Annotated in this window: 24 protein-coding genes and 1 other RNA gene; 14 read left to right on the forward strand and 11 right to left on the reverse strand. The window is 49.8% G+C overall.

The annotated features are described in order from the left end of the window. The first annotated feature begins 154 nt into the window (after positions 1 to 154). The 4 genes from HV213_RS07695 (at position 155) to HV213_RS07710 (ending at position 3,099) form a co-directional block, all read left to right on the forward strand. On the forward strand, positions 155 to 892 hold the full coding sequence (locus HV213_RS07695; protein WP_023323546.1) for a hypothetical protein: 738 nt from the start codon (positions 155 to 157) through the stop codon (positions 890 to 892). Beyond that, positions 889 to 1,134 carry an ogr/Delta-like zinc finger family protein gene (locus HV213_RS07700; protein ID WP_004185270.1) on the forward strand — a complete coding sequence of 82 codons (246 nt, stop codon included), beginning with the start codon at positions 889 to 891 and terminating at the stop codon, positions 1,132 to 1,134. Before HV213_RS07695 ends, HV213_RS07700 begins: the two co-directional genes overlap by 4 nt. A 17-nt stretch (positions 1,135 to 1,151) precedes the next feature. Continuing rightward, on the forward strand, positions 1,152 to 1,718 hold the full coding sequence (locus HV213_RS07705; protein ID WP_181485261.1) for a phage polarity suppression protein: 567 nt from the start codon (positions 1,152 to 1,154) through the stop codon (positions 1,716 to 1,718). Between the two features lie 269 nt (positions 1,719 to 1,987). Further along, positions 1,988 to 3,099 (forward strand): IS3 family transposase gene (locus tag HV213_RS07710; protein ID WP_411195475.1). Its coding sequence is split into 2 segments (ribosomal slippage): positions 1,988 to 2,249 and positions 2,249 to 3,099, totalling 1,113 coding nucleotides; the frame shifts between segments, so codons are not numbered across the junction. A gap of 356 nt (positions 3,100 to 3,455) precedes the next feature. On the opposite strand, the gene HV213_RS07715 is transcribed toward HV213_RS07710, so the two are convergent. The 5 genes from HV213_RS07715 to smpB all read right to left on the reverse strand — a co-directional run bounded on the left by HV213_RS07715 (position 3,456) and on the right by smpB (position 8,599). Further along, the gene (locus HV213_RS07715; protein WP_181485262.1) at positions 3,456 to 4,127 is read right to left on the reverse strand and encodes a DUF2290 domain-containing protein; all 672 of its coding nucleotides are present in this window, start codon (positions 4,125 to 4,127) and stop codon (positions 3,456 to 3,458) included. Then, a complete protein-coding gene (locus HV213_RS07720; RefSeq protein ID WP_181485263.1) occupies positions 4,124 to 6,205 on the reverse strand; it encodes a DEAD/DEAH box helicase in 2,082 nt (693 codons plus the stop codon). The genes HV213_RS07715 and HV213_RS07720 overlap by 4 nt, the downstream gene beginning before the upstream one ends. A gap of 3 nt (positions 6,206 to 6,208) precedes the next feature. After that, entirely contained in the window at positions 6,209 to 7,426 is a 1,218-nt protein-coding gene (locus HV213_RS07725; RefSeq protein WP_181485264.1) for an integrase domain-containing protein, read from the reverse strand. 183 nt (positions 7,427 to 7,609) lie between these two features. Beyond that, positions 7,610 to 7,972: a transfer-messenger RNA gene (gene ssrA / locus HV213_RS07730) on the reverse strand. A gap of 144 nt (positions 7,973 to 8,116) precedes the next feature. After that, complete coding sequence (gene smpB, locus HV213_RS07735) at positions 8,117 to 8,599, reverse strand: SsrA-binding protein SmpB (RefSeq protein ID WP_110277446.1); 483 nt, start codon at positions 8,597 to 8,599, stop codon at positions 8,117 to 8,119. A 150-nt stretch (positions 8,600 to 8,749) separates the two neighbouring features. On the opposite strand from smpB, the gene HV213_RS07740 reads away from it, so the two are divergent. Together HV213_RS07740 and HV213_RS07745 are read left to right on the forward strand one after the other, a co-directional pair. Further along, positions 8,750 to 9,187, forward strand: a complete 438-nt coding sequence (locus HV213_RS07740; protein ID WP_197975057.1) for a type II toxin-antitoxin system RatA family toxin — start codon at positions 8,750 to 8,752, stop codon at positions 9,185 to 9,187. Next, positions 9,177 to 9,467 (forward strand): RnfH family protein, encoded by a 291-nt coding sequence (locus HV213_RS07745; protein ID WP_181485265.1) that lies wholly within the window; start codon positions 9,177 to 9,179, stop codon positions 9,465 to 9,467. Before HV213_RS07740 ends, HV213_RS07745 begins: the two co-directional genes overlap by 11 nt. A 56-nt stretch (positions 9,468 to 9,523) precedes the next feature. On the opposite strand, the gene bamE is transcribed toward HV213_RS07745, so the two are convergent. From bamE to nadK, 3 genes are all read right to left on the reverse strand, one after another. Further along, positions 9,524 to 9,865 carry an outer membrane protein assembly factor BamE gene (gene bamE, locus HV213_RS07750; RefSeq protein ID WP_112217070.1) on the reverse strand — a complete coding sequence of 114 codons (342 nt, stop codon included), beginning with the start codon at positions 9,863 to 9,865 and terminating at the stop codon, positions 9,524 to 9,526. A 147-nt stretch (positions 9,866 to 10,012) separates the two neighbouring features. Beyond that, positions 10,013 to 11,674: a DNA repair protein RecN gene (recN, locus tag HV213_RS07755; protein WP_181485266.1), complete on the reverse strand. Its 1,662-nt coding sequence runs from the start codon at positions 11,672 to 11,674 to the stop codon at positions 10,013 to 10,015. Between the two features lie 86 nt (positions 11,675 to 11,760). Beyond that, the gene (gene nadK / locus HV213_RS07760) at positions 11,761 to 12,639 is read right to left on the reverse strand and encodes an NAD(+) kinase (protein ID WP_004104646.1); all 879 of its coding nucleotides are present in this window, start codon (positions 12,637 to 12,639) and stop codon (positions 11,761 to 11,763) included. Positions 12,640 to 12,763: 124 nt separating this feature from the next. Here nadK and grpE point away from each other — a divergent pair, with 124 nt between their 5' ends. Beyond that, the gene (grpE, locus tag HV213_RS07765) at positions 12,764 to 13,354 is read left to right on the forward strand and encodes a nucleotide exchange factor GrpE (RefSeq protein WP_110277451.1); all 591 of its coding nucleotides are present in this window, start codon (positions 12,764 to 12,766) and stop codon (positions 13,352 to 13,354) included. A gap of 81 nt (positions 13,355 to 13,435) precedes the next feature. Here the strand turns inward: grpE and HV213_RS07770 are convergent, their stop codons facing one another. Beyond that, positions 13,436 to 14,722: an HlyC/CorC family transporter gene (locus HV213_RS07770; RefSeq protein WP_181485267.1), complete on the reverse strand. Its 1,287-nt coding sequence runs from the start codon at positions 14,720 to 14,722 to the stop codon at positions 13,436 to 13,438. Positions 14,723 to 14,740: 18 nt separating this feature from the next. Then, a complete protein-coding gene (locus HV213_RS07775) occupies positions 14,741 to 15,532 on the reverse strand; it encodes a cytochrome C assembly family protein (protein WP_110277453.1) in 792 nt (263 codons plus the stop codon). Positions 15,533 to 15,698: 166 nt separating this feature from the next. On the opposite strand from HV213_RS07775, the gene ffh reads away from it, so the two are divergent. The 7 genes from ffh (at position 15,699) to HV213_RS07810 (ending at position 21,331) form a co-directional block, all read left to right on the forward strand. After that, the gene (gene ffh, locus HV213_RS07780) at positions 15,699 to 17,063 is read left to right on the forward strand and encodes a signal recognition particle protein (protein WP_110277454.1); all 1,365 of its coding nucleotides are present in this window, start codon (positions 15,699 to 15,701) and stop codon (positions 17,061 to 17,063) included. Between the two features lie 269 nt (positions 17,064 to 17,332). Further along, on the forward strand, positions 17,333 to 17,581 hold the full coding sequence (gene rpsP, locus HV213_RS07785; protein WP_110277455.1) for a 30S ribosomal protein S16: 249 nt from the start codon (positions 17,333 to 17,335) through the stop codon (positions 17,579 to 17,581). A gap of 18 nt (positions 17,582 to 17,599) precedes the next feature. Next, positions 17,600 to 18,148, forward strand: a complete 549-nt coding sequence (gene rimM / locus HV213_RS07790) for a ribosome maturation factor RimM (protein WP_110277456.1) — start codon at positions 17,600 to 17,602, stop codon at positions 18,146 to 18,148. A gap of 46 nt (positions 18,149 to 18,194) precedes the next feature. Continuing rightward, on the forward strand, positions 18,195 to 18,962 hold the full coding sequence (gene trmD / locus HV213_RS07795) for a tRNA (guanosine(37)-N1)-methyltransferase TrmD (RefSeq protein WP_110277457.1): 768 nt from the start codon (positions 18,195 to 18,197) through the stop codon (positions 18,960 to 18,962). Positions 18,963 to 19,001: 39 nt separating this feature from the next. Beyond that, on the forward strand, positions 19,002 to 19,349 hold the full coding sequence (gene rplS / locus HV213_RS07800) for a 50S ribosomal protein L19 (protein WP_004104634.1): 348 nt from the start codon (positions 19,002 to 19,004) through the stop codon (positions 19,347 to 19,349). Positions 19,350 to 19,469: 120 nt separating this feature from the next. Further along, entirely contained in the window at positions 19,470 to 19,907 is a 438-nt protein-coding gene (locus HV213_RS07805) for a DUF2946 domain-containing protein (RefSeq protein ID WP_181485268.1), read from the forward strand. Positions 19,908 to 19,960: 53 nt separating this feature from the next. Next, on the forward strand, positions 19,961 to 21,331 hold the full coding sequence (locus HV213_RS07810) for a PepSY-associated TM helix domain-containing protein (RefSeq protein ID WP_181485269.1): 1,371 nt from the start codon (positions 19,961 to 19,963) through the stop codon (positions 21,329 to 21,331). Positions 21,332 to 21,336: 5 nt separating this feature from the next. On the opposite strand, the gene HV213_RS07815 is transcribed toward HV213_RS07810, so the two are convergent. Continuing rightward, positions 21,337 to 21,819, reverse strand: a complete 483-nt coding sequence (locus HV213_RS07815; RefSeq protein ID WP_181485270.1) for an OmpA family protein — start codon at positions 21,817 to 21,819, stop codon at positions 21,337 to 21,339. Positions 21,820 to 21,829 lie beyond the last annotated feature (10 nt).

Below are 21,829 nucleotides of genomic sequence, written 5' to 3' on the forward strand. Positions count from 1 at the left end.
AACAAACGGTGAGTATGCTTTTCCTGAGACCTTTCTCTGGCAAGCCGGGTTTTGACGTCCTGTTTGTGCCAGCACTGCCACAACCGCAACAGGTCGTGTTGTTGTGTGTGCCCCGGCAGAATCACCTCATGTTGAAATCACGAGGAAACCTGCCATGACCGACACCCCCTTTATCCCTGATTACCTGAAACCGGCGCTGGAGCGACTGGCCGCCGCCAGAACGGCCCATCTTGAACAGGCCCGCCGGATGGAGGACACCCTGACGGCCATCACCCGCGCGGAGGAGCAGAGAGCAGAGCTGGAGCAGGACAACGGCAGCGACACCCGCACCTGGCGCGCCGCTTTCCGTGCCGGGGGGGCCATGCTGACCGATGAGCTGAAAAGCGGCCATATCGAACGCGTGGCCCGCCGGGAGCTGGCGCAGGAATGTGACAATCTGACCGAAGTGCTGGCCTTTGAGCGTGACCAGTTGAAAGCCACCTGCAACAGCACCGCGCGTGCATTCCGCCAGGCGCATCATGCTGTGCTGAGTAAATACGCTGAGGAAGAGCTTAACCGCGCGCTGAATGACACCCTCGGGCCACTGGTCCGGGCGATGGTGCTGAAAGCGGATGTGATGGCAAACCCGCTCGCCAACACCATCGGCCATCAGGGGTACACCGAGCCGGAGAAAGAGGTCATGCATCAGGTGGTGACCTTCCTGACCGGGAAAGTGAGCGCCTTCTCCGTCACGCCAGCCGATGAGCCGGTGCTCTCCCTGACCGGCTTCCCGGCCGTCGCGCTTGCGCATATGGACCACGACGCCGCCAGCACGCCCGGCGAGCGTAAGGTCTGGCAGGAGAAAATGCGTCAGCGCGAGGCTGACCTGAAAGCGCGGGGGCTGCTGCCATGATGCACTGTCCGTTCTGCAAAAAGTCGGCGCATGCCCGCACCTCCCGCTATCTGTCGGAGAACGTCAAACAGCGCTATCACCAGTGCACCAATATTGAGTGCTCGGCGACGTTCCGCACCACTGAAGCCATCGACGAGGTTATCCGGCCCCCGGCGGAGAAAGCGCCGCCTGTCGCGGAGCCGGTCACACCCCCGGCACCCCGTAAAGTGCAGGGCTGCTACAGCTCGCCATACCGCCATTAATCAGGGGAGAACTGACCATGACCACCCTTACGCTACAGCAGGCCTTTGAAGCCTGTCAGAAGAACGAAACCGACTGGCTGAACCGTAAAGCCGAACTGGCAGCCGCAGAGCAGGAATATCAGGAACAGGTACTGGCCGGGGATGAGCGTATTCCGGGCAGAATGCAGACACTGCGCGACATTATCGATGTCAAAAAATGGGAGATAAATCAGGCCGCCGGGCGCTATATCCGTTCCCATGAAGCGGTACAGCGCATCAGTATCCGCAACCGGCTGAATGACTTTATGCAGGCGCACGGGACAGAGCTGGCCGCCACGCTTGCCCCGGAGCTGATGGGACTCAGCCAGCAGCCCGCACTCCTGACCGGCCATGCGCTCGACCGTTCGGCGCATTACCTGCGCGAAGCGCTGTCCGTGTGGCTGAGTACCGGTGAAGAAATTAATTATTCGGCAGAAGACAGCGATATTTTAACGGCCATCGGATTCAGGCCTGACGCGGCTTCGCGGGTGGATAATCAGGAAAAATACACCCCCGCACAGAGCCTGATTTATGCCCGCCGGCGCGCGGAACTGGCCAGTAAGTAGCTCCGCAAAAAAATCCCCGAAAATACCGCTATTTTTCCCGAAATAAGCCATGCATCCACAGGGTGCATGGTTTTGCATGCGTTTCCTCGCCCTGTTATTCCTGTCCGGCCCCTGCCCCGGCGCGGCCAGAGCCCCCCGATGCACCTGCATGAAAACCGACCCACGAAGCGGGCAGGCGAGGCGGGGAAAGTGTAAGTATCCCTGAAAAACGAACCATTCACTTTTAGAGATCTTCCGACATACTGATTATGTCCCCTGAGGAGATCGCTATGCGTAAGATCCGATTCACCGAGCACCAGATCATCGCCGTCCTGAAATCCGTCGAAGCTGGCAGGACCGTCAAAGATGTGTGTCGCGAAGCCGCTATTTCCGAAGCCAGTTACTACAACTGGAAGGCGAAATATGGTGGGATGGAAGCCGCTGATATCAAAAAAATCAAAGATCTTGAGGACGAGAACCGCCGGCTTAAACAGATGTTTGCGGACCTGAGTCTCGAGTGCCGTGCACTGAAAGACGTTATCGAAAAAAAGCTTTAAAACCAGCGATAAAGCGGGAGCTCGTCAGCTATCTGACGGCACAATTTGCCATGAGCATTCGCCAGGCGTGCAGGACATTATCGCTGAGCAGGACGGTATATTTTTATCAGCCCGATACCCGGCGCGATGAACCGGTGATCCAGAAGCTGACAGAGGCGGCTGAACGCTATCCCCGCTACGGATTTAAGAAGCTTTTTCAGGTGCTGCGCAGGCAGGGTAACACCTGGAACCATAAACGCGTTCACCGGATTTACTGCCTGCTGAAACTGAATTTTCGCCGTAAGGGAAAACAGCGTCTGCCGGTGCACAATCCTGCTCCGCTGGCGACGCCAGAGGCGATGAACCAGAGCTGGTCCATCGATTTTATGCACGATGCGCTGGTGTGCGGCAGACGCTTCCGGACTTTTAACGTGGTGGATGATTTTAACCGCGAAGCACTGGCGATCGAAATTGACCTGAATATCCCGGCGCAGCGGGTCGTGAGAGTGCTGGACAGGATCGTGGCAAACCGCGGATATCCGCTGAAGATGCGGATGGATAACGGCCCGGAGCTGGTCTCGCTGACACTGGCACAATGGGCAGAAGAACATGGTGTAATGCTGGAATTTATCAGGCCCGGCAAGCCAACGCAGAATGCCTTTATCGAACGGTTCAACCGGACATACCGGACAGAAATACTGGATTTTTATCTGTTCAGAACACTGAATGAAGCACGGGAAATTACAGAGCGCTGGCTGGCTGAATATAACGGCGAGCGCCCCCACGAATCCCTGAATAACCTGACACCGGAAGAGTACCGGCTGATGGCTGAAACCCCGGAAATCTCAAAAAGTGCGTGGAACTAAAACGGGTGTGCTTACAAAAGCACTGCGCGCCAGCGGTAAAGTATTTATTTAATGATATTTAATTTCGCGGCCTGAGCGCGTCGCTGCGCTGCGCGGGTTCGCGAGGGTATCGATGGTTAGTGCTATGCTATTCAAGAGCGTGACGGGCTTCTGAGAGGGCCAGTCGAGGGGGGGAGAAAAAGCCACCCGGCGGTGGCGGCAACTAGTCATTCCGGCGTTCATTGCCTCGCTTCTAAAGCTGCTATTCCCCTGACGTATTCGGGTCTGTGGCAGCCTGAACCTCGCCATGCACCAGCATGCAAATCGACACGCAAAGCGGGCAGGCGAGGCGGGGAAAGCATTGCGCGCAAACAATGCTAGCCAATAAATAAAAAATTATCTTCTCTATTACTCCAGTAGTTAACTGGTGCAACATCAAGTCCATCCTTAAAAAAATGAATATGCTCATCAATCAATTGAGATTGTGCATATGTTTTCCAGGATTTTGGATAAAATGAACGCAATACAAATGCTGTAAACGAGAGGGGCGTTAAAATTTTTTTTGTTGCTATCCTCCCATCATTTTCAGACCCGAAATGAAAGTGGCAATAGGGATGAGAATGTTCACAATAATGTACATCATCAATGTCATATCTAATTGGCATTGGCGGGAAGTTTTTTGTGTGAGTGTCAATGTAGTTATCATACTCTTGACTAATCATAACTCTATACTCATCTTCATCACCCCACTCATCCTCAGGATAAAATTCATTTAAATACTCCTCAAACGTTAAAGTTTTAACTGGAGTCATTAAATAGGTGTAACTGTTAATTTTAAATATAAAAAGGGAACCATCTTCAAGTTGAATGTTAAACCACTGATTATGCGTGCATCTTTCCCATGCCTCTATATATGTCAAAGGACGTAGTTCGCCCGGCATATGGTTTGGGTAAATAATATTGCTATTATAATTTCCTAACAACCCCGTATTTCTCACGAGGTTTATTGATGCCCGTGATGTTGAATTAAAAGTTGCTTGAGAAATCATGATTTCTTCACCTTTCTGGCTTCATATTCCCTTATTAAAGCCTTAACGCCATCAAGCCCATGGGTATCTAATAATTTCTGGAAGTCTTGAACATCCTCGTCGTAAGCAAAGCGTTGAAGATCAATCTCAATTTTATCAAGTATTTGACTGTCTGGATAATTAAAGCGTAGATACGGGACGTTATTCTTAGCTTGTTGTATCTCATAGAAAAGTTCATTAGCTGAATGTCCAATGCCTGTCATTGTTAACCATCCTTTGGTACGAGTCATTGCAGTGAATAGTAGGTTCCTATTTTTTACGTTCGGATTATGGTAAAGACATTCGCATCCAATTATATAAACACTATAACCTTCATTACCTTTAGCTTTGTGGATCGTAGAGTACGTGACCTTATTGTCAATTGAGAAGTCACTTATATTATACTTGTCAGCATTGACATTGTTAACGTCAATATTGTATTCTGATAAATAATAAGATAAATGGTTGTAATAGTTTTTGAAGTGTTTGTCATCTGCGCAAACTATTAAGATGTCAGAGGCATTTAAGCCTTCATTAATAATGTCTTCTCTAATTCTCTGCGCGACCCATACACATTCACTACTAATGTCACCATGAGGTTGTGTTATTATAAGTTTATCTTTGTCAGCATTGTAAAGGGTTGGGGATGTTTCTTCTGTCCGATAAACTGATATGTTTTCGCCAGAATTGAAACGATCACCATGCACACCTTCAACTAGGTATCCTAAGTTCGTCCAATCTTCTGCTGTTTTGATCGCTTGAACTGGATTTCCATAGACTCCTAACCCTACAGCGTGCGCACAAACCAAAGTTGCGCAAGGAGTTCTGTAGCAACTATTTAAGAATTTATCTAAACTGAGGTTTTTACCTTCGCCAAGAATTTCTTCAATCGAGGGTGAGCCTGTTTGGAATATATTTTGGAATACATCCAAACCAAATACCATTTTATCTTCACGTGCAAGTTTTAAACACAGTCGTAAGAAGGAACTATCAAAGTCTTGTGCTTCGTCAACGAAAACATAATCGTATTGTTCCTTGATTTCATGATTATCAAGTAACGTTTTACAAGCATATGAAAATGGTTCTTTAGGGGCTATTCTCTGTGCTTCGCCAAAATTGATAAAACGAGCCGAGTTATTCTGACATGCATTATAGTATACCCCAGCGGCGTTTCCTCCACCCCATGCATGCAAAATATCAATAGAGTTTTCAAAGTCAGGGTCAAGATCATCGAACTGACGATAAAAACGCGTTATTAAGCGTTTGACATGTTGGTAAAGTGCTTTCGTACTGAAAGTATACAAGATTTTCTTATCTGGGTTTCTTAAATGAGTAATCGCCACTTTCATAGCAAGAACAACAGTTTTTCCTGAACCAGCAAGACCTCTAATTCTTTCAATTCCATCAACTTCATTGACACAGCTTCCAAGTTGATTACTGTCAAATCTTGCAATTGAGGACTCAAGGGCGCTAATTACTTTTACTTTAGATTCTTCAGAAAACCCTTCAATATCACGTTGTTTAACCCGTATTAAACCCTTGCCACCTTCAATTGTAGAAGCGGCTTCGCTATAAATATCTTCATCTACAGGATTTTCGAATTGTTGTATGAAGTTCTCAATGGAGGCTTTAGAAACAATAACTTCACTCTCTGTACCATAATCTTTTTGAGCGTCAACATAAGGAGCAAAGATCGCTGATTCAACAGATATATTTAATTCTCTTTTGTTTTTACGAAGGTATTTTTGCTTCAGTAAGCGAGAAAATATTTGGCTGTAAATATTTTCTAATGCTGAATCATTTTGTTGTAAAATATTATCAGCATCTCTCTCATGGCAGTTTGATAAATAGAATATAATTATTCCATAGAGACGTGATACAAGCATTAATGGTGATATGACTAAATTATCTTCATCATCTTTATATAAAGGGAAGTCATAATATAGCTCTGCTTCATGTAAATGTAGTTTTTCTTCTTGGTCTAGCTCGTTTAAAATGTTATACAACCGCCCAGCCTCAGGGTTGTTATTTAGCTTGTTTCTATCCGCATTCAGCTTCATTATCTATCCTTTAATATTAGAGTTAAGTGTATTTGACGAGTAAACAAAATCGCCCCACCAATGCATTAGTGATTGACGCTGAATAAGGTAAATTGAGCGATTATAAGCTCTTCTCACTTCATTTTTTTCGCTGTGAGCAAGCGCTGCTTCAATTACGTCAGCATTATGTCCAGCTTCATTCATTGCTGTGCTTGCTATAGACCTTAAACCATGCGCAACCAGTTTTCTACCGTAACCAATACGTTTAAGAGCAGCGTTAGCTGTCTGGCTATTCATCGGTTGTTTTGGATCGTTCCTGCTCGGGAAAACATGTTCTCGATGAGCACTAACGGGCTTCATCACTTCCAGAATATCTAATGCCTGTCGAGATAGAGGAACGATGTGCTCTCGCTTGGCCTTCATCCTTTCTGCCGGAATGGTCCAGAGCTTGCCATCGAGATTGATCTCGGCCCATTTTGCACCAGAAGCCTCTGAAGGGCGAACGAGCGTCAGGAGCTGCCATTCGATGAGGCAGCGTGTTGGAACAGATAAATTAGACATAACCAGTGACCGCATCAATTTTGGCAACTCTTCTGGCCGCAGCGTCGGCATGTTTTGCTTTTTTGGTTTCTCAAAGGCCATGCCAACACCTGATGCCGGATTCGCATCTATCAGACCGGTGTTAACCGCATAAATCATTATCTCGTTAACACGCTGTACCAAACGACGAACAGTCTCAAGTGCACCACGAGCTTTAATTGGCTCCAGTGCTTCAACAATCGTTCTGGCCTTTATCTCCTGAACAGGTATCGAACCGATAGCGGGGAACACGTCTTTATCTAAAGAACGCCAGATGTCTTTTGCATAATCCTCTGTGACGCTTTTGCTTTTAAGCTGGAACCAGTTTTCAGCCACCGTTGAGAAAATGCTATCTAACTCAATTTGGCGTTGTTCTGACACTTGCTCCTGTTGCTGTTGTGGATCCATGCCTTGCGCGAGCGTGGTTAAGTGCTGGTCGCGTATCTGACGAGCTGCTGAGAGTGTAAGGGCTGGGTATGAGCCGAGACTCAAATTTGTGCGGCTGCTGCTTCCCGGTCGTTGATATCGGAAGCGCCAGAGCTTTTTACCAGTAGTTTTGACGAGTAAGAACAGGCCATCACCATCATGCAGGGTGAAGTCTTTTTCACGGGGTTTAGCTTTAAGTATTTCGTTGTTAGTAAGTGGGCGTGTAATGCGCGCCATGTCCGGATCCCTTCCATAATTGGTACACGTTTAATGGACCACAGTATAGCGTGTACCTAAACGTGTACCAATTTTCTCTGGATTTAGCCGGATGCCCTCGGACAAAGACAGACACAAAAAAGCCCGCAGGGCTTGTGCCATGCGGGCTTTCAGGATTTCACCGGACGTATCCGGATCATAATGTGGTGGAGCTGGCGGGAGTTGAACCCGCGTCCGAAATTCCTACATCCTCGGTACTACATGCTTAGTCAGTCTTTACATTCGCACGCCAGCTGCGGACAGACACGCCACTAACGAACTAGCCTGATTAGATTTAGCACTTCAGCCCCAGGCAGGACATCCATGCGATCTCTTTTGGGTTTGACCTCTCTTGATCCCCGTCTTAAGAGCGGAAGCTAGGGAGAGAGGGCTCTTAGCAGGTTATTAAGCTGCTAAAGCGTAGTTTTCGTCGTTTGCGACTATTTTTTTGCGGCTTTTTACGAGGCCAACCGCCCCTCGGCATGCACCTTGGGTTTCGCAAATCCCGTCGAATCCAGAATCAGCCCCAATGTGTACGTTGAGTATAACAGATTTATGAATGCGCTTACCAGCCCTCGTTTCGAGGATTATAGCGGTGAGTTGGGTGAAAAATCAGCATCAACAACGATATAGCGTAAGGGCCAGAAAACTGACCCTCATTAAGAAGGGGAATTAACGGCCAGCGTGTTTCATGATCCGGGCTTTATCCACCGCCCACTCACGATCTTTTATATCGGTACGCTTGTCGTGCTGTTTCTTACCTTTCGCTACGCCGATTTTTACTTTGCACCAGGCGTTTTTCCAGTAAAGAGAAAGAGCAACTACGGTGTAACCTTCACGGTTAATACGTCCATAGAGGTTGTCCAGCTCACGCTGATTTAGCAGTAGCTTGCGGGTGCGCGTCGGATCGCAGACGTAGTGGGTGGAGGCCACAGCCATTGGGGTAAAGTTGGCGCCGAACAGATAAGCCTCACCATCTTTCAGGATGACGTAGCTATCGCCGATGTTGGCTTTGCCTGCACGCAGAGATTTTACTTCCCAACCCTGCAGGGCGAGACCAGCCTCGTATTCATCTTCGATAAAGTATTCATGACGAGCGCGTTTATTCAGCGCAATGGTGGCTGATCCAGGTTTGTGGGCTTTTTTCTTAGTCATAGTATCCTGAAGTCATCGTCTTAAAACAGTCGTACCTCAATCCATCCTGCGAGGTGTAATGGGCTATCTTAGCACGAGTTGCAGTACAGCGTTTTTTTTAGCAGCAGATAAATGATATTATTTGCGCCGTGTTTATATGTGGAACCTGCTATGCCTCAGATTAGCCGTACTGCGCTGGTGCCTTTCAGCGCGGAACAGATGTATCAACTCGTAAACGATGTGAAGTCCTACCCTGATTTTTTGCCTGGTTGCACCGGTAGCCGTGTGCTGGAACTTGGGCCGACGCAAATGACTGCGGCGGTTGATGTGTCCAAAGCTGGCATCAGCAAGACTTTCACTACCCGCAATACGCTAACTAGCAACCAGAGCATTTTAATGAGCCTGGTCGATGGGCCGTTCAAAAAACTGATTGGCGGCTGGACGTTTATTCCGTTAAGTCCGGAGGCGTGCAAAATTGAGTTTCATCTCGATTTTGAATTCACCAATAAGCTGATTGAAATGGCTTTTGGCCGCATCTTTAAAGAACTGGCCATGAACATGGTGCAGGCGTTTACGGTCCGTGCTAAAGAGGTCTACAGTGTCGGCTAACATCGTTGTTGAAGTGGCCTATGCGTTGCCGGAAAAGCAGTATCTACAGAGCGTCAGGTTGGAGGTGGGAGCGACGGTTGAGCAGGCGATTGTCGCCAGCGGTCTCTTGACGTTACGCGATGATATTAATCTGGCAAAGAACAAAGTGGGCATCTATAGTCGCCCGGCAAAACTACATGATGAAGTGCATGATGGAGATCGTGTGGAAATTTATCGCCCGCTTATTGCTGACCCGAAAGAGCTGCGTCGCCAGCGGGCCGAGAAAAGCGCTGGAAAGTAATCATTTTTCAGACATTAAAAAAGCGCTCATTGAGCGCTTTTTTGCATTTTACGGCCTTACTCGGTAGTCAGAGCAGGTTTGTTATCTATATTAGTCAACACTCCACTGCTGTCGAAAGTCAGGGTGAGAGTCTGCTGGGTGACTTTTTCATGCCCAGGCTGCTGACGGAAAACATAGAACCAGGTGTTGGTACCAAACGGATCCGACATCATTGGAGTACCCAGTGCATAGGCGACCTGTTGTTGTGTCATGCCGACCCGAATTTTTGCTACATCGGTCGGTGCCAGATAGTTACCTTGGTTGATGTCAGGACGGTAAACCACTCGTTCCAGAGTGGAACAGCCTGCGGTCAACATAAGAAGAACCGCTGCGGCAGCAGTCAGCGTTTTACAGCGCATAGTGATTTGATTCCTTTTTGGGCCCGAGCAGTACGTGGCTCATCTGTAATATGCCGATGATAATAGACCTTTGCCCGGTTGGGAACCTTCGGCTGCAGGTCTATCGGCAATTTGCTGTTCACTATGACTCTGCGAAAATCAAAAAGTTTACGCAGCGAGCAACTCTTTCGCGTTTGCCAGGGTGTTGCGGGTGACCTCGCTACCGCCTAGCAGACGGGCTAATTCCTGCAAACGTGCACGTTTATCCAGAGGGTGCATATGCGTTTCCGTCATCTCCCCATCGGTTTCCTTACAGACGAAGAAATGATGATGACCGCAGCCCGCCACCTGAGGTAGATGGGTTACACACATCACTTGGGTTGATTCACCTAACTGGCGCAGCAGTTTGCCAACTACTGCTGCTGTCGGACCGCTAATACCGACATCCACCTCATCGAAAATCAATGCCGGCGTTTCCATTTTCCGTGCGGTGATAACCTGAATCGCCAGCGCGATACGAGAGAGTTCGCCTCCGGAAGCGACTTTGGCTATCGACTGTAGCGGTTGCCCGGGGTTTGTGGTCACTCGGAATTCTATATGGTCTGCACCTTCGGCGGTAAGGTGACGTTCATCAAACGAGACATCAATGGCGAACACACCGTGCGGCATGGAAAGTAAGTGCATACTCTCCGTAATCAGTTGGGTCAGCTCATCGGCACTGCTCTGGCGCAGGGCGTGCAGTTGCTTTGCCGTATCCAGCGCTAACTGATGGTGCTCGACTACCATTTGACCGAGGGATTCCAGAGAACCTGCGCTATCGTCCAGAAGACGCTGCTCTTCCAGCAAAGCCTGATGGAATGCCGGAAGTTCTTCGGGCGTAATCTGATACTTACGTGCCAGGGCAATTTGTCGGGAGATACGCTGTTCCAACTCAAACAGACGGTTCGGATCGAGATCGAGACGGTCGTTATAATGGCGTAGCTCATCGGTGGCTTCGATGAGCTGGATAGACGCCTCTTCCAGCATATCCAGCACCCCTGAAAGTTTGCTATCCATACTAACCAACTCATTTACCAGCTGTTTAGTGGTATAAAGCTGGCTTTGCAGATTGGCTTCTTCACCATCTGCTAGCACCGTTAGCGCATGTTGGCAGACGGTCAAGAGTTGGCCACTATTCGCCAGACGTTTGTACTCTTCATCAATTTGCTCAAATTCACCCGACAGCGGACTGAATTCGTTTAACTCTTTCAATTGATATTGCAGCAGATCCGCACGAGCTGCGCGTTCCTGACTTTGCTGCTGATGCTGAGCCAATTCGCGGCAGCTTTGATGCCACTGGCAATAGTGTTCAGCCATACGCTGAGTAAGTACATACTCACCGGTATAGCTATCAAGCAGTGTTTTCTGATGTTCGGATTTAGTCAGTAACTGGTGTGCATGCTGGCCGTGGATCTGGATAAGCTGCTGACCCAGCTCGCGAAGCTGGGAGAGAGGGACTGCGGTACCGTTGATAAAGCCGCGGGAGCGACCGTCTGCGCTAATAACGCGGCGAAGTAAACACTCACGTCCGCTTTCCAGTTGGTTCAGTTCCAGCCAACGTTGAGCTGCGGGAGTGTCTTTCAGGGAGAAGCGTGCGCATAAATCAGCACGGCTGGCGCCTCTGCGCACCATATCGGCTTCAGCCCGACCGCCGAGGCACAGCCCCAGCGCGTCGATAGCGATCGATTTACCAGCGCCGGTTTCACCGGTGATGGCGGTCATACCGTTGTGAAAATCGATTTCCAGCTCACGAACGATAGCAAAATTACTGATAGTGAGTTGTGCCAACATAGCTGCCTTCCTGTATGAAAAACCATTACTGTGTTTCCGTACAGTATAAACTGGTTTTTTATCCAGTAAAGAGGCTGGCTACAAAATCAGAACAATTTTTTCGACCAGCCAAGCTTGGTGCTTAATGTATTGAAATAACTGTAGTCTTTGGGATGGATGAGATTGAGATGATAATCGCAGCGGCGGATTAGCACATCTTCACCATCCTGAATGGGGAGTGCTATCTGGCTGTCGCAGCTAATTTCAAGGTCGCTGCAGCGTTGAGAAAAGCGCAGGCGGATGGTGCTGTCGCCGTTAATCACTAGCGGGCGGGCGGAAAGCGTATGCGGGAACATGGGCACCAGGGTAATAGCATCCAGCGATGGTGTGAGGATTGGGCCGCCAGCGGAGAGTGAATAGGCGGTGGACCCGGTCGGTGTGGAGATAATCAGGCCGTCGGAACGTTGAGAGAAGGCAAAAACCTCATCGATATAGACTTCGAACTCAATCATGTGCGCGACTTTACCAGGATGCAGGACGACTTCGTTAATTGCTGTGCTGATGCGTTTCTGGCAATCCTGCTGGCACACCTGTGCTTCTAATAAGAAGCGTTTTTCGGCGATATAGTGGCCTTCGAGAACATCAGCAAGTTGCTGTAGCGCATTATCCGGGTCGAGGTCAGTGAGAAATCCGAGATTACCGCGGTTAATCCCAATAACGTTAATGTCGTAGCGCGCCAGGGTGCGCGCAGCGCCGAGCATATTGCCGTCGCCGCCAACGACAACGGCGAGATCAGCCTGCTGTCCTATTTCCGCCAGTGTCCCGGTCTTAACGTTGCTAAGCTGTAGTTCATGAGCAATTTGCTGCTCAACCAGCACTTCATAACCTTTGCTGGACAGCCAGCGCCAGAGCATTTCATGTGTGGTCAGCGCGGTTGGGTGACGAGGATGCCCCACAATGCCTATACACTTGAAGTGGTTCTTCATGATCTGGATGTCCTTACGTTAAATGAATAGTGACAATCTGGCCGTGTTCACTTGAAACCCGGAAACTGATCCCCATAATAAGCGAAGTTAGCGAGATGAATGCGAAAAAAACGCGGAGAAATTCATGAGTAGTAAAGAACAGAAAACGCCTGAGGGGCAAGCCCCGGAAGAAATTATCACGGAGCAGCACGACGACGTTGAGGCGCTAGAGCCTGAAGTTTCGGCTGAGCAGGTGGATCCGCGCGATGAAACCATTGCGAATCTGGAAGCACAGCTTGTTGAAGCACAGAAGCGTGAGCGTGAAGTGATGCTGCGTGCGAAAGCTGATGAAGACAACTTGCGCCGTCGTACCGAGCTGGATATTGAAAAAGCGCATAAATTCGCGCTGGAGAAGTTCGTCAATGAATTGCTGCCGGTAATCGATAGCCTGGATCGCGCACTGGAAGTGGCTGATAAAGCGAATCCGGATATGGCTCCGATGGTTGAAGGTATTGAGCTCACGTTGAAGTCAATGCTCGATGTTGTGCGTAAGTTCGGCGTGGAAGTGATTGCTGATACCGACGTGCCTTTGGATCCGAACGTGCATCAGGCCATTGCGATGGTTGAGTCTGAAGATGTCGCGGCTGGCAAGGTGCTGGGTGTGATGCAGAAGGGCTATACCCTGAATGGTCGTACTATTCGCGCTGCGATGGTGACCGTGGCGAAAGCCAAGTAAATGACTTCAAACGGCTACCTCCGGTAGCCGTTTTGCTATTAATGGTGAACCGAAGTTTGCTGTGATCTTCTGGATTAGCCGTTACTCCGCAACGCTCTCGCGAATGGGCTTCACAGGCATCACCTTTACCTGTTTAATCATATTCTCCTGAACATCAAGAATATCGATATCATACTGTTCGATGCGTACGCGAGTGCCTGGCGCCGGGATCTCTTCAAGAGCTTCGAGGATAATTCCGTTAATCGTCCGGGCTTCATCTTCTGGCAGATGCCAGTTAAACGCTTTGTTAATTTCACGTACGTTGGCGGTGCCGTCAATAATCACTGAGCCATCGTTAAGCGGCGTGACTTCTTCTGCAAGCGTTGGCGACATTGATGTTGTGAAATCACCTACGATCTCTTCGAGGATATCTTCAACCGTCACCAGGCCCTGAATATCGCCATACTCATCAACCACCAGGCCAACTTTCTTCTTATTACGTTGGAATTTCACCAATTGGGTGCTGAGCGGGGTACCTTCCGGTACGAAATAAATTTCGTCGGCGGCGCGCAGCATTACCTCTTTGGTGAACTCCTTTTTCTCCGTCATCAGGCGATAAGCCTCGCGTACGCGTAGCATGCTCATTGCGTTGTCGAGGGTATCGCGGTACAGCACGATGCGCCCGTGTGGAGAATGGGTCAGTTGACGAACAATTGACTTCCAGTCGTCGTTAATATCAATGCCGACGATTTCGTTGCGGGGAACCATGATGTCGTCAACGCTGACTTTTTCCAGGTCCAGCACGGATAGCAGCATGTCCTGGTTACGGCGGGAGATTTGCGATCGCGATTCATTAACAATGGTACGTAATTCATCTTTACTTAATGCGCCACTGATAACGATGTCGGTTTTGATGCCCATCATGCGCATCAGGACTCGGGTGATAGTGTTGAGCAGCCACACCAGCGGCATCATCAGTATTTGCAGAGGGGCTAGCAGGAAACTGCTTGGATAGGCGACCTTCTCCGGATAAAGCGCAGCAATTGTTTTTGGTAGCACCTCGGCAAACACCAGCACCACAAAGGTCAGGACACCAGTGGCAATCGCGACGCCGACGTCACCATACAGGCGCATACCAACAATGGTGCCCAGCGCCGAGGCAAGGATATTGACGAGGTTATTGCCAATAAGCACCAGGCTGATTAAACGATCGGGTTTGCGTAGCAGCTTTTCGACGCGTTTTGCCTGGCGGTTGCCTTGTTTTGCCATATGGCGCAGACGATAGCGGTTTAGCGTCATCATGCCGGTTTCTGAACCGGAGAAATAGGCCGAGATAATCACCATAATGATCAGAGTAACGATCAGCGTGGTGGTGGAGATATGTTCCACTTAAGGTTCCTTAAAGACTTAACTCATGAACTGTTGTAATACGCGGCTACCGAAGTAAGCCAGCGTCAGCAGCCCTGCACCAGTCACGTTGAACCAGACGACCCGGCGTCCGCGCCACCCTTCATGATAGTGGCCCCAAAGCAGGACGATATAGACGAACCATGCCACGATTGACAGCACTGCTTTATCAATATTTTCCGCACTGAACAGGTTATGCATGTAGAACAGCCCGGTACACAGCGTCAGAGTTAGCAGAACTACGCCGATCTGGGTGATATGAAACATTTTACGCTCAATGCTCATGAGTGGCGGCATTTCGCTGCTAAAGGCCAGTCGTTTATTTTTTAATTGATAGTCAATCCACGCCAACTGTAGTGCGTAAAGGGCTGCGATAATTAGCGTAGCATAGGAGAAAAGCGACAGGCCGATATGCACCAACATACCCGGCGTGGTCTCCAGATGCGTGATGTACTCGTTCGGCATAAAGGTGGCGAAAGCGAGGTTGATCAACGCGAAGGTGTAGACGATAGGCAGCAATAACCAACCGCGATTACGTGACGCAACAATGGTCATTACCGTGCAAATCATCAGGCTAACCAGCGATCCCACGTTTAATAAACTGAGGTTTTGCCCGCTTTCGCCGCCGGGGAAAATGCGTGACTCCAACGCAAAGGCGTGACAAATCAACGCAATAGTTGCGGAAAGAATCGCCATCCGCCGCCAACTGCTATTTTTTTGCAGCAGTCCAGGGACGATCAGCGCGAGGCTGATGGAATAGGCGACAAGGGCGAGTAGAGCAAAAACAGGCATATGGGCGTCGACTGTTGACTAAATAGTAAAGAGAAGCAGTATAACGTCACGTGACTCAGGCTCCAACCGTTGCAGCACATTCGCGTTTATGTCGTGTTATACTGCGGCAATTCCATTTTTTTGTGTCGCTGCGGCGACCGACCGTTTCCACCTCAGGCGAGAGACAATGTTTGATAATTTAACCGATCGTTTGTCGCGTACGCTGCGCAACATTAGCGGCCGCGGACGCCTTACCGAAGACAATATTAAAGATACCCTGCGCGAAGTGCGCATGGCGCTGCTGGAGGCGGACGTCGCTCTGCCTGTGGTCCGTGACTTTATCAGCCGTGTAAAAGAAAGTGCGGTAGGCCATGAAGTTAACAAAAGCCTGACCCCAGGCCAGGAATTCGTCAAAATCGTGCGCAACGAGCTGGTTGCGGCGATGGGCGAAGAGAACCAGGCGTTGGATTTAGCCGCGCAGCCCCCAGCCGTTGTGCTGATGGCGGGCCTGCAAGGTGCAGGTAAAACGACCAGCGTGGCTAAGCTGGGTAAATTCCTGCGTGAGAAGCACAAGAAGAAAGTGCTGGTTGTCTCTGCGGACGTTTATCGTCCGGCGGCGATCAAACAGCTGGAAACGCTGGCTGAGCAGGTTAGCGTCGATTTCTTCCCGTCTGATGTTGGTCAGAAACCTGTTGATATTGTTAACGCTGCGCTGAAAGAAGCGAAGCTGAAGTTCTACGACGTGCTGCTGGTGGATACCGCCGGCCGTCTGCACGTCGATGAAGCGATGATGGATGAGATCAAACAGGTCCATGCCTCGCTTAACCCGGTAGAAACCCTGTTCGTTGTCGATGCGATGACTGGTCAGGATGCGGCGAATACGGCGAAGGCGTTTAACGAAGCGCTGCCGTTGACTGGGGTCGTGCTGACCAAAGTGGACGGCGACGCCCGCGGTGGTGCAGCGCTGTCGATTCGTCATATCACCGGCAAGCCGATTAAATTCCTCGGCGTCGGTGAGAAAACCGAAGCGCTGGAGCCGTTCCATCCGGACCGTATTGCTTCGCGTATCCTGGGTATGGGCGACGTGCTGTCGCTGATCGAAGATATCGAAAGTAAAGTCGACCGCGCGCAGGCTGAGAAGCTGGCCTCCAAGCTGAAAAAAGGCGATGGTTTTGACCTGACTGACTTCCTTGAACAGCTGCGTCAGATGAAAAACATGGGCGGTATGGCCAGCCTGATGGGCAAACTGCCGGGCATGGGGCAGATCCCGGATAACGTCAAATCACAGATGGATGACAAGGTGCTGGTGCGTATGGAAGCGATCATCAATTCGATGACGCTGAAAGAGCGTGCTAAACCAGAAATTATCAAAGGTTCACGCAAGCGCCGTATCGCCGCAGGTTGCGGAATGCAGGTGCAAGATGTGAACCGTTTGCTCAAACAGTTTGACGATATGCAGCGCATGATGAAGAAGATGAAGTCGAAAGGCGGCATGATGAAGATGATGCGGGGCATGAAGGGGATGATGCCGCCAGGATTCCCTGGCCGCTGAAAACAAGGGTATAAGGCTATCTTGTTTGCCATTTTAGCTCCGGGGTGTGCTCGAAATGCTCACGTACTACGTTTACGCTCCGCTTTCTGCGCGCACGCCGGAACTAAACTAGCTGCACCGATATACGCCTTCTATCCCTTGTTTAATGCTCAGTACCAAGATGCTGATTGCAATTTCCCCAGAAATCAGTAAAATTTTCGGGCTTTTAATATGACACCGGGCTCCGTTCCTCGATGGGGCCCGGTGTTTTATTCACACAAGAGGATGTTATGGTTACTATTCGTTTAGCACGTCACGGCGCAAAAAAGCGTCCGTTCTACCAGGTTGTTGTTACCGACAGCCGTAATGCACGCAACGGTCGCTTCATTGAGCGCGTTGGTTTCTTCAACCCGATCGCTTCTGCGAACGAAGAAGAAACGCGTCTGGATCTGGATCGTATCGCTCACTGGGTTGGCCTGGGCGCTACTGTTTCCGATCGCGTTGCAACGCTTATCAAAGCAGCAAACAAAGCAGCTTAATCTGTCACGGTGGTCATGATGAGCAAGCAACACACCGCACAAGCACCTGTTGATCCGATTGTATTGGGCAAGATGGGTTCTTCCTACGGTATCCGTGGTTGGCTCAGAGTGTTTTCCTCCACCGAAGACGCCGAAAGCATTTTTGACTATCAGCCCTGGTTAATCCAGAGAGCGGGTCAGTGGCAGGTCGTTGAGCTGGAAAGCTGGCGCCACCATAATCAGGATATCGTCATCAAGCTGAAAGGCATTGACGATCGCGATACTGCGAATCTATTGACCAATTGCGAAATTGTTGTGGATTCTTCGCAGTTGCCTGCGCTTGAAGAGGGTGATTATTACTGGAAAGACCTTATGGGTTGCCAGGTAGTAACCACTGAAGGCTATGGCCTCGGTAAAGTCATCGACATGATGGAAACCGGGTCTAATGACGTTCTCGTCATCAAGGCAAACCTGAAAGATGCATTTGGTATCAAGGAGCGGTTGGTTCCGTTCCTCGATGGGCAGGTTATCAAGAAAGTCGATCTCACTACTCGTACAATCGAAGTAGATTGGGATCCTGGTTTTTAAATTCTCCGGATAAACGGTAAATAAACGGCACTATGGGGATTGGCTTGTGTTTATAGGTATCGTTAGCCTGTTTCCTGAAATGTTCCGCGCAATTACCGATTACGGGGTGACTGGCCGGGCAGTAAAAAATGGCCTGCTGAACATCCAGAGCTGGAGTCCTCGTGACTTCGCGCATGACCGGCACCGTACCGTGGACGATCGTCCTTACGGCGGCGGACCGGGGATGTTAATGATGGTGCAACCTTTACGGGATGCCATTCATGCAGCAAAAGCCGCGGCAGGTGAAGGCGCAAAGGTGATTTATCTGTCACCTCAGGGACGCAAGCTTGATCAAGCTGGCGTCAGCGAACTGGCAACGAATCAGAAACTGATTTTGGTGTGTGGTCGCTATGAAGGCGTAGATGAGCGCGTAATCCAAACCGAAATTGACGAAGAATGGTCAATCGGCGATTACGTTCTTAGCGGTGGTGAGCTACCAGCAATGACGCTGATTGACTCTGTTTCCCGGTTTATTCCGGGAGTTCTGGGTCATGAGGCTTCGGCGACGGAAGATTCCTTTGCTGATGGATTACTGGATTGCCCACACTATACCCGTCCTGAAGTGTTAGAAGAGATGGAAGTACCGTCAGTATTGCTGTCGGGAAACCATGCTGAGATACGTCGCTGGCGTCTGAAGCAGTCGCTGGGCCGGACCTGGCTTAGAAGACCTGAACTTTTGGAAAACCTGGCTCTGACTGAAGAGCAAGCAAGGTTGCTGGCGGAGTTCAAAAAGGAACTCGCACAACAGCAACATAAACATGATGGGCAGGCGTAAGCCCCCAATATCAGTTTACCCAGGATAAGAGATTAAATTATGAGCAACATTATTAAGCAACTTGAACAAGAACAGATGAAGCAGGACGTACCTTCCTTCCGTCCGGGTGATACCGTGGAAGTGAAAGTATGGGTTGTTGAAGGTTCCAAAAAACGTCTGCAGGCATTCGAGGGCGTGGTTATCGCTATTCGTAACCGCGGTCTGCACTCTGCATTCACTGTTCGTAAAATTTCCAACGGCGAAGGCGTTGAGCGTGTTTTCCAGACTCACTCTCCGGTAGTTGACAGCATCTCTGTCAAACGTCGTGGTGCTGTGCGTAAAGCTAAACTGTACTACCTGCGTGAGCGTACCGGTAAGTCTGCTCGTATCAAAGAGCGTCTTAACTAAGATTCGCTTTCGCGACATCCTGAATGAAAGGGCTGGCCTGATGGGCTGGCCCTTTTTTTATCTTCATTTTAACCATTTTGTTGTGAATCATTTACAATGTCGCTCTCATCTGGAGGGGCGGTGGTCAGCAATATTTTTCATCAATCAGCATCTCAAGGGCGGGCCACATGGCTGGCGCTGTTTGCGATCCTGCTGATCGTGGTGGCCCCGCTGATTTCAATCTCCCTGCCAAAAGATCCGATGAGCGGTATGCATCATACGATGATGGACATGCCGCATGACATGTCATCATCTGAAATGACCATGATACAGAGTGATGCGACTGTCATACAGACGTCACACCACATGCCAGCCGATCATGCGGAGGCCTGCGGTTACTGTGTGCTGTTGGCTCATGTGCCGGGCTTAATCTTCGCGCTGATGCTGCTGGTCAGCTTGATGCTTCGGCGTCAGCGAGCTCCTGTAGCCCGAAGGGTACTGAAATACTGTTATGACTTTCACTGGCTTTATCCTCACACTCGCGCACCTCCCCACCAGTCTGCTTCTCCCTTTGCATAAAAAATAAAGTGCGCTCTGCGCAACGTTCTCTTTTGCTTTCGAAAAGGAAAAGTATGACTACCTGCACCTCGCGCGCGGCATGGCTAAACCTGCTGCGTCGTCTTCATTTCTATATCGGATTGTTTATCGGGCCGTTTATTTTTGTCGCTGCCCTGACCGGTACGCTGTATGTCGCTACTCCGCAACTGGAAAACTGGCTTTATCAGGATGCGCTTTATGGCACTTTCGATGGGGAAAAACAGCCACTTAGTGCACAAATTATGGTAGCGAAAGAGGCTACCCAGGGAAATCTCCATCTACAGGCTGTTCGTCCTGCGATAAGCGCGGGAGAGACAACCCGAGTGATGTTCGCCGATCCTAATCTTGGCGAGTCTGAAACGCGGGCAATTTTTGTTGATCCGGTAACCTTGCGGGTGAGAGGCGATATGGCGGTTTATGGTACCAGCGGTATATTGCCCCTGCGTCAGTGGATTGATTATGCCCATCGCTCACTGCTCTTGGGTAACGCTGGACGACTGTACAGCGAACTGGCGGCTTCCTGGATGTGGGTTGCCGCTCTTGGAGGGATTGCGCTGTGGTCGATGACCCGCCCGCGTCGTCGGATTAACAATAAGCTGCAGAATAGCCGACGCCTGCATGTTTCCCTTGGATGGGCGCTGCTGATTGGCATGCTGCTGTTCTCTGCGACTGGTTTAACCTGGTCGCAATGGGCCGGTGGTAATGTTGATAAGATACGCTCCGCTTTTGGTTGGCTGACGCCGCAGGTGAATACGCAGTTGCAAAGTGCAGTTCCAGCAGTTCACGATCCGCATGCAGAACACCATATGGAGGATATGGCTATGGGGGGGATGGCATCGTCCCTGGACGTAGAGGATTTTGACAAGGTTCTGCTGGTTGCTCACGCGGCGGGTCTGGATGCCAGCAAGCTGGAGATTCGCCCGCCGTCGGGTTCCGGGCGTGCGTGGACGGTAAATGAAATCGACAGGAGCTGGCCTACACAGGTTGATGCTGTAGCGATCGACGGTTCAAATATGCAGATCGTAGATCGTACTCATTTTTCTGACTTTCCATTAATGGCGAAGCTAACCCGCTGGGGCGTTGATTTTCATATGGGGATTCTGTTTGGTCTCGTAAATCAGCTGCTACTTATCGCCTTCGGTACTGCACTCTGCGTGATGATAGTGGTGGGGTACCGTTTGTGGTGGATCCGCCGTCCGGTGCATGCGGGGTTTAACCCGGCCGATACGCTAATACAGGCGTGGTTTGGTTTAGCATGGCCCGCTCGTATGGTTACTACCATTATTGCGGCGTTGTTAGGGTTGGCACTGCCGCTAATGGGGATCAGCCTCGCTGTATGTCTCGCCGTTGATTACCTGCGCTGGCGCGTAGCAACGGCGATGATAAGGGCTAAATCAGTCGAGTAGATTGTTTAAGGCGTGCTGATGACGACCGTGACGCGGCGGTTTTCAGCACGTCCTTTTGCAGTATCGTTACTGGCTATCGGGTATTTTTTACCTAATCCGCGGGTTGTTAAATTAGTGCGCGGGATATTGGCACCTTCGGCCCATGCATCTGCCACGCTGTTAGCGCGCTTAAGCGATAACATTTCGTTGTAGCTGTCTTCGCCATAATTATCAGTGTGACCTTCCAGGCGACTGTGCGTAATACCGGTCGTAGCCAGACGTGAAGCCATAGTATGGATTTGCTGTTTACTATCGGCGCGCAGATGGTAGTCGTTTTTGTCAAATAAGATGGTGTCAGATAATCCTAATGACCAGTCGCCGTTAGTTTCAGTGAAGCCATATGATTTCATTGCTGTAATTTGTTCCGCAGAAAATTTCCCTTGTGGGGCCTGGCAGCCGGTGAGAAAAAGCGCGGCCAGTAAGGCAGGAGCAAAATATTTTCTGATCATCGTGATTCCT

Source organism: Klebsiella sp. RHBSTW-00484 (assembly GCF_013705725.1).
Lineage (GTDB): Bacteria > Pseudomonadota > Gammaproteobacteria > Enterobacterales > Enterobacteriaceae > Klebsiella.

What these genes read in the sequence shown, in the direction of transcription:
- HV213_RS07695 (WP_023323546.1), top strand. Translation starts at nt 155, where the DNA reads ATGACCGACACCCCCTTTATCCCTGATTACCTGAAACCGGCGCTGGAG.
- HV213_RS07700 (WP_004185270.1), top strand. Translation starts at nt 889, where the DNA reads ATGATGCACTGTCCGTTCTGCAAAAAGTCGGCGCATGCCCGCACCTCC.
- HV213_RS07705 (WP_181485261.1), top strand. Translation starts at nt 1,152, where the DNA reads ATGACCACCCTTACGCTACAGCAGGCCTTTGAAGCCTGTCAGAAGAAC.
- HV213_RS07715 (WP_181485262.1), bottom strand. Translation starts at nt 4,127, where the DNA reads ATGATTTCTCAAGCAACTTTTAATTCAACATCACGGGCATCAATAAAC.
- HV213_RS07720 (WP_181485263.1), bottom strand. Translation starts at nt 6,205, where the DNA reads ATGAAGCTGAATGCGGATAGAAACAAGCTAAATAACAACCCTGAGGCT.
- HV213_RS07725 (WP_181485264.1), bottom strand. Translation starts at nt 7,426, where the DNA reads ATGGCGCGCATTACACGCCCACTTACTAACAACGAAATACTTAAAGCT.
- smpB (WP_110277446.1), bottom strand. Translation starts at nt 8,599, where the DNA reads ATGACTAAGAAAAAAGCCCACAAACCTGGATCAGCCACCATTGCGCTG.
- HV213_RS07740 (WP_197975057.1), top strand. Translation starts at nt 8,750, where the DNA reads ATGCCTCAGATTAGCCGTACTGCGCTGGTGCCTTTCAGCGCGGAACAG.
- bamE (WP_112217070.1), bottom strand. Translation starts at nt 9,865, where the DNA reads ATGCGCTGTAAAACGCTGACTGCTGCCGCAGCGGTTCTTCTTATGTTG.
- recN (WP_181485266.1), bottom strand. Translation starts at nt 11,674, where the DNA reads ATGTTGGCACAACTCACTATCAGTAATTTTGCTATCGTTCGTGAGCTG.
- nadK (WP_004104646.1), bottom strand. Translation starts at nt 12,639, where the DNA reads ATGAAGAACCACTTCAAGTGTATAGGCATTGTGGGGCATCCTCGTCAC.
- grpE (WP_110277451.1), top strand. Translation starts at nt 12,764, where the DNA reads ATGAGTAGTAAAGAACAGAAAACGCCTGAGGGGCAAGCCCCGGAAGAA.
- HV213_RS07775 (WP_110277453.1), bottom strand. Translation starts at nt 15,532, where the DNA reads ATGCCTGTTTTTGCTCTACTCGCCCTTGTCGCCTATTCCATCAGCCTC.
- ffh (WP_110277454.1), top strand. Translation starts at nt 15,699, where the DNA reads ATGTTTGATAATTTAACCGATCGTTTGTCGCGTACGCTGCGCAACATT.
- rpsP (WP_110277455.1), top strand. Translation starts at nt 17,333, where the DNA reads ATGGTTACTATTCGTTTAGCACGTCACGGCGCAAAAAAGCGTCCGTTC.
- rimM (WP_110277456.1), top strand. Translation starts at nt 17,600, where the DNA reads ATGAGCAAGCAACACACCGCACAAGCACCTGTTGATCCGATTGTATTG.
- rplS (WP_004104634.1), top strand. Translation starts at nt 19,002, where the DNA reads ATGAGCAACATTATTAAGCAACTTGAACAAGAACAGATGAAGCAGGAC.
- HV213_RS07810 (WP_181485269.1), top strand. Translation starts at nt 19,961, where the DNA reads ATGACTACCTGCACCTCGCGCGCGGCATGGCTAAACCTGCTGCGTCGT.
- HV213_RS07815 (WP_181485270.1), bottom strand. Translation starts at nt 21,819, where the DNA reads ATGATCAGAAAATATTTTGCTCCTGCCTTACTGGCCGCGCTTTTTCTC.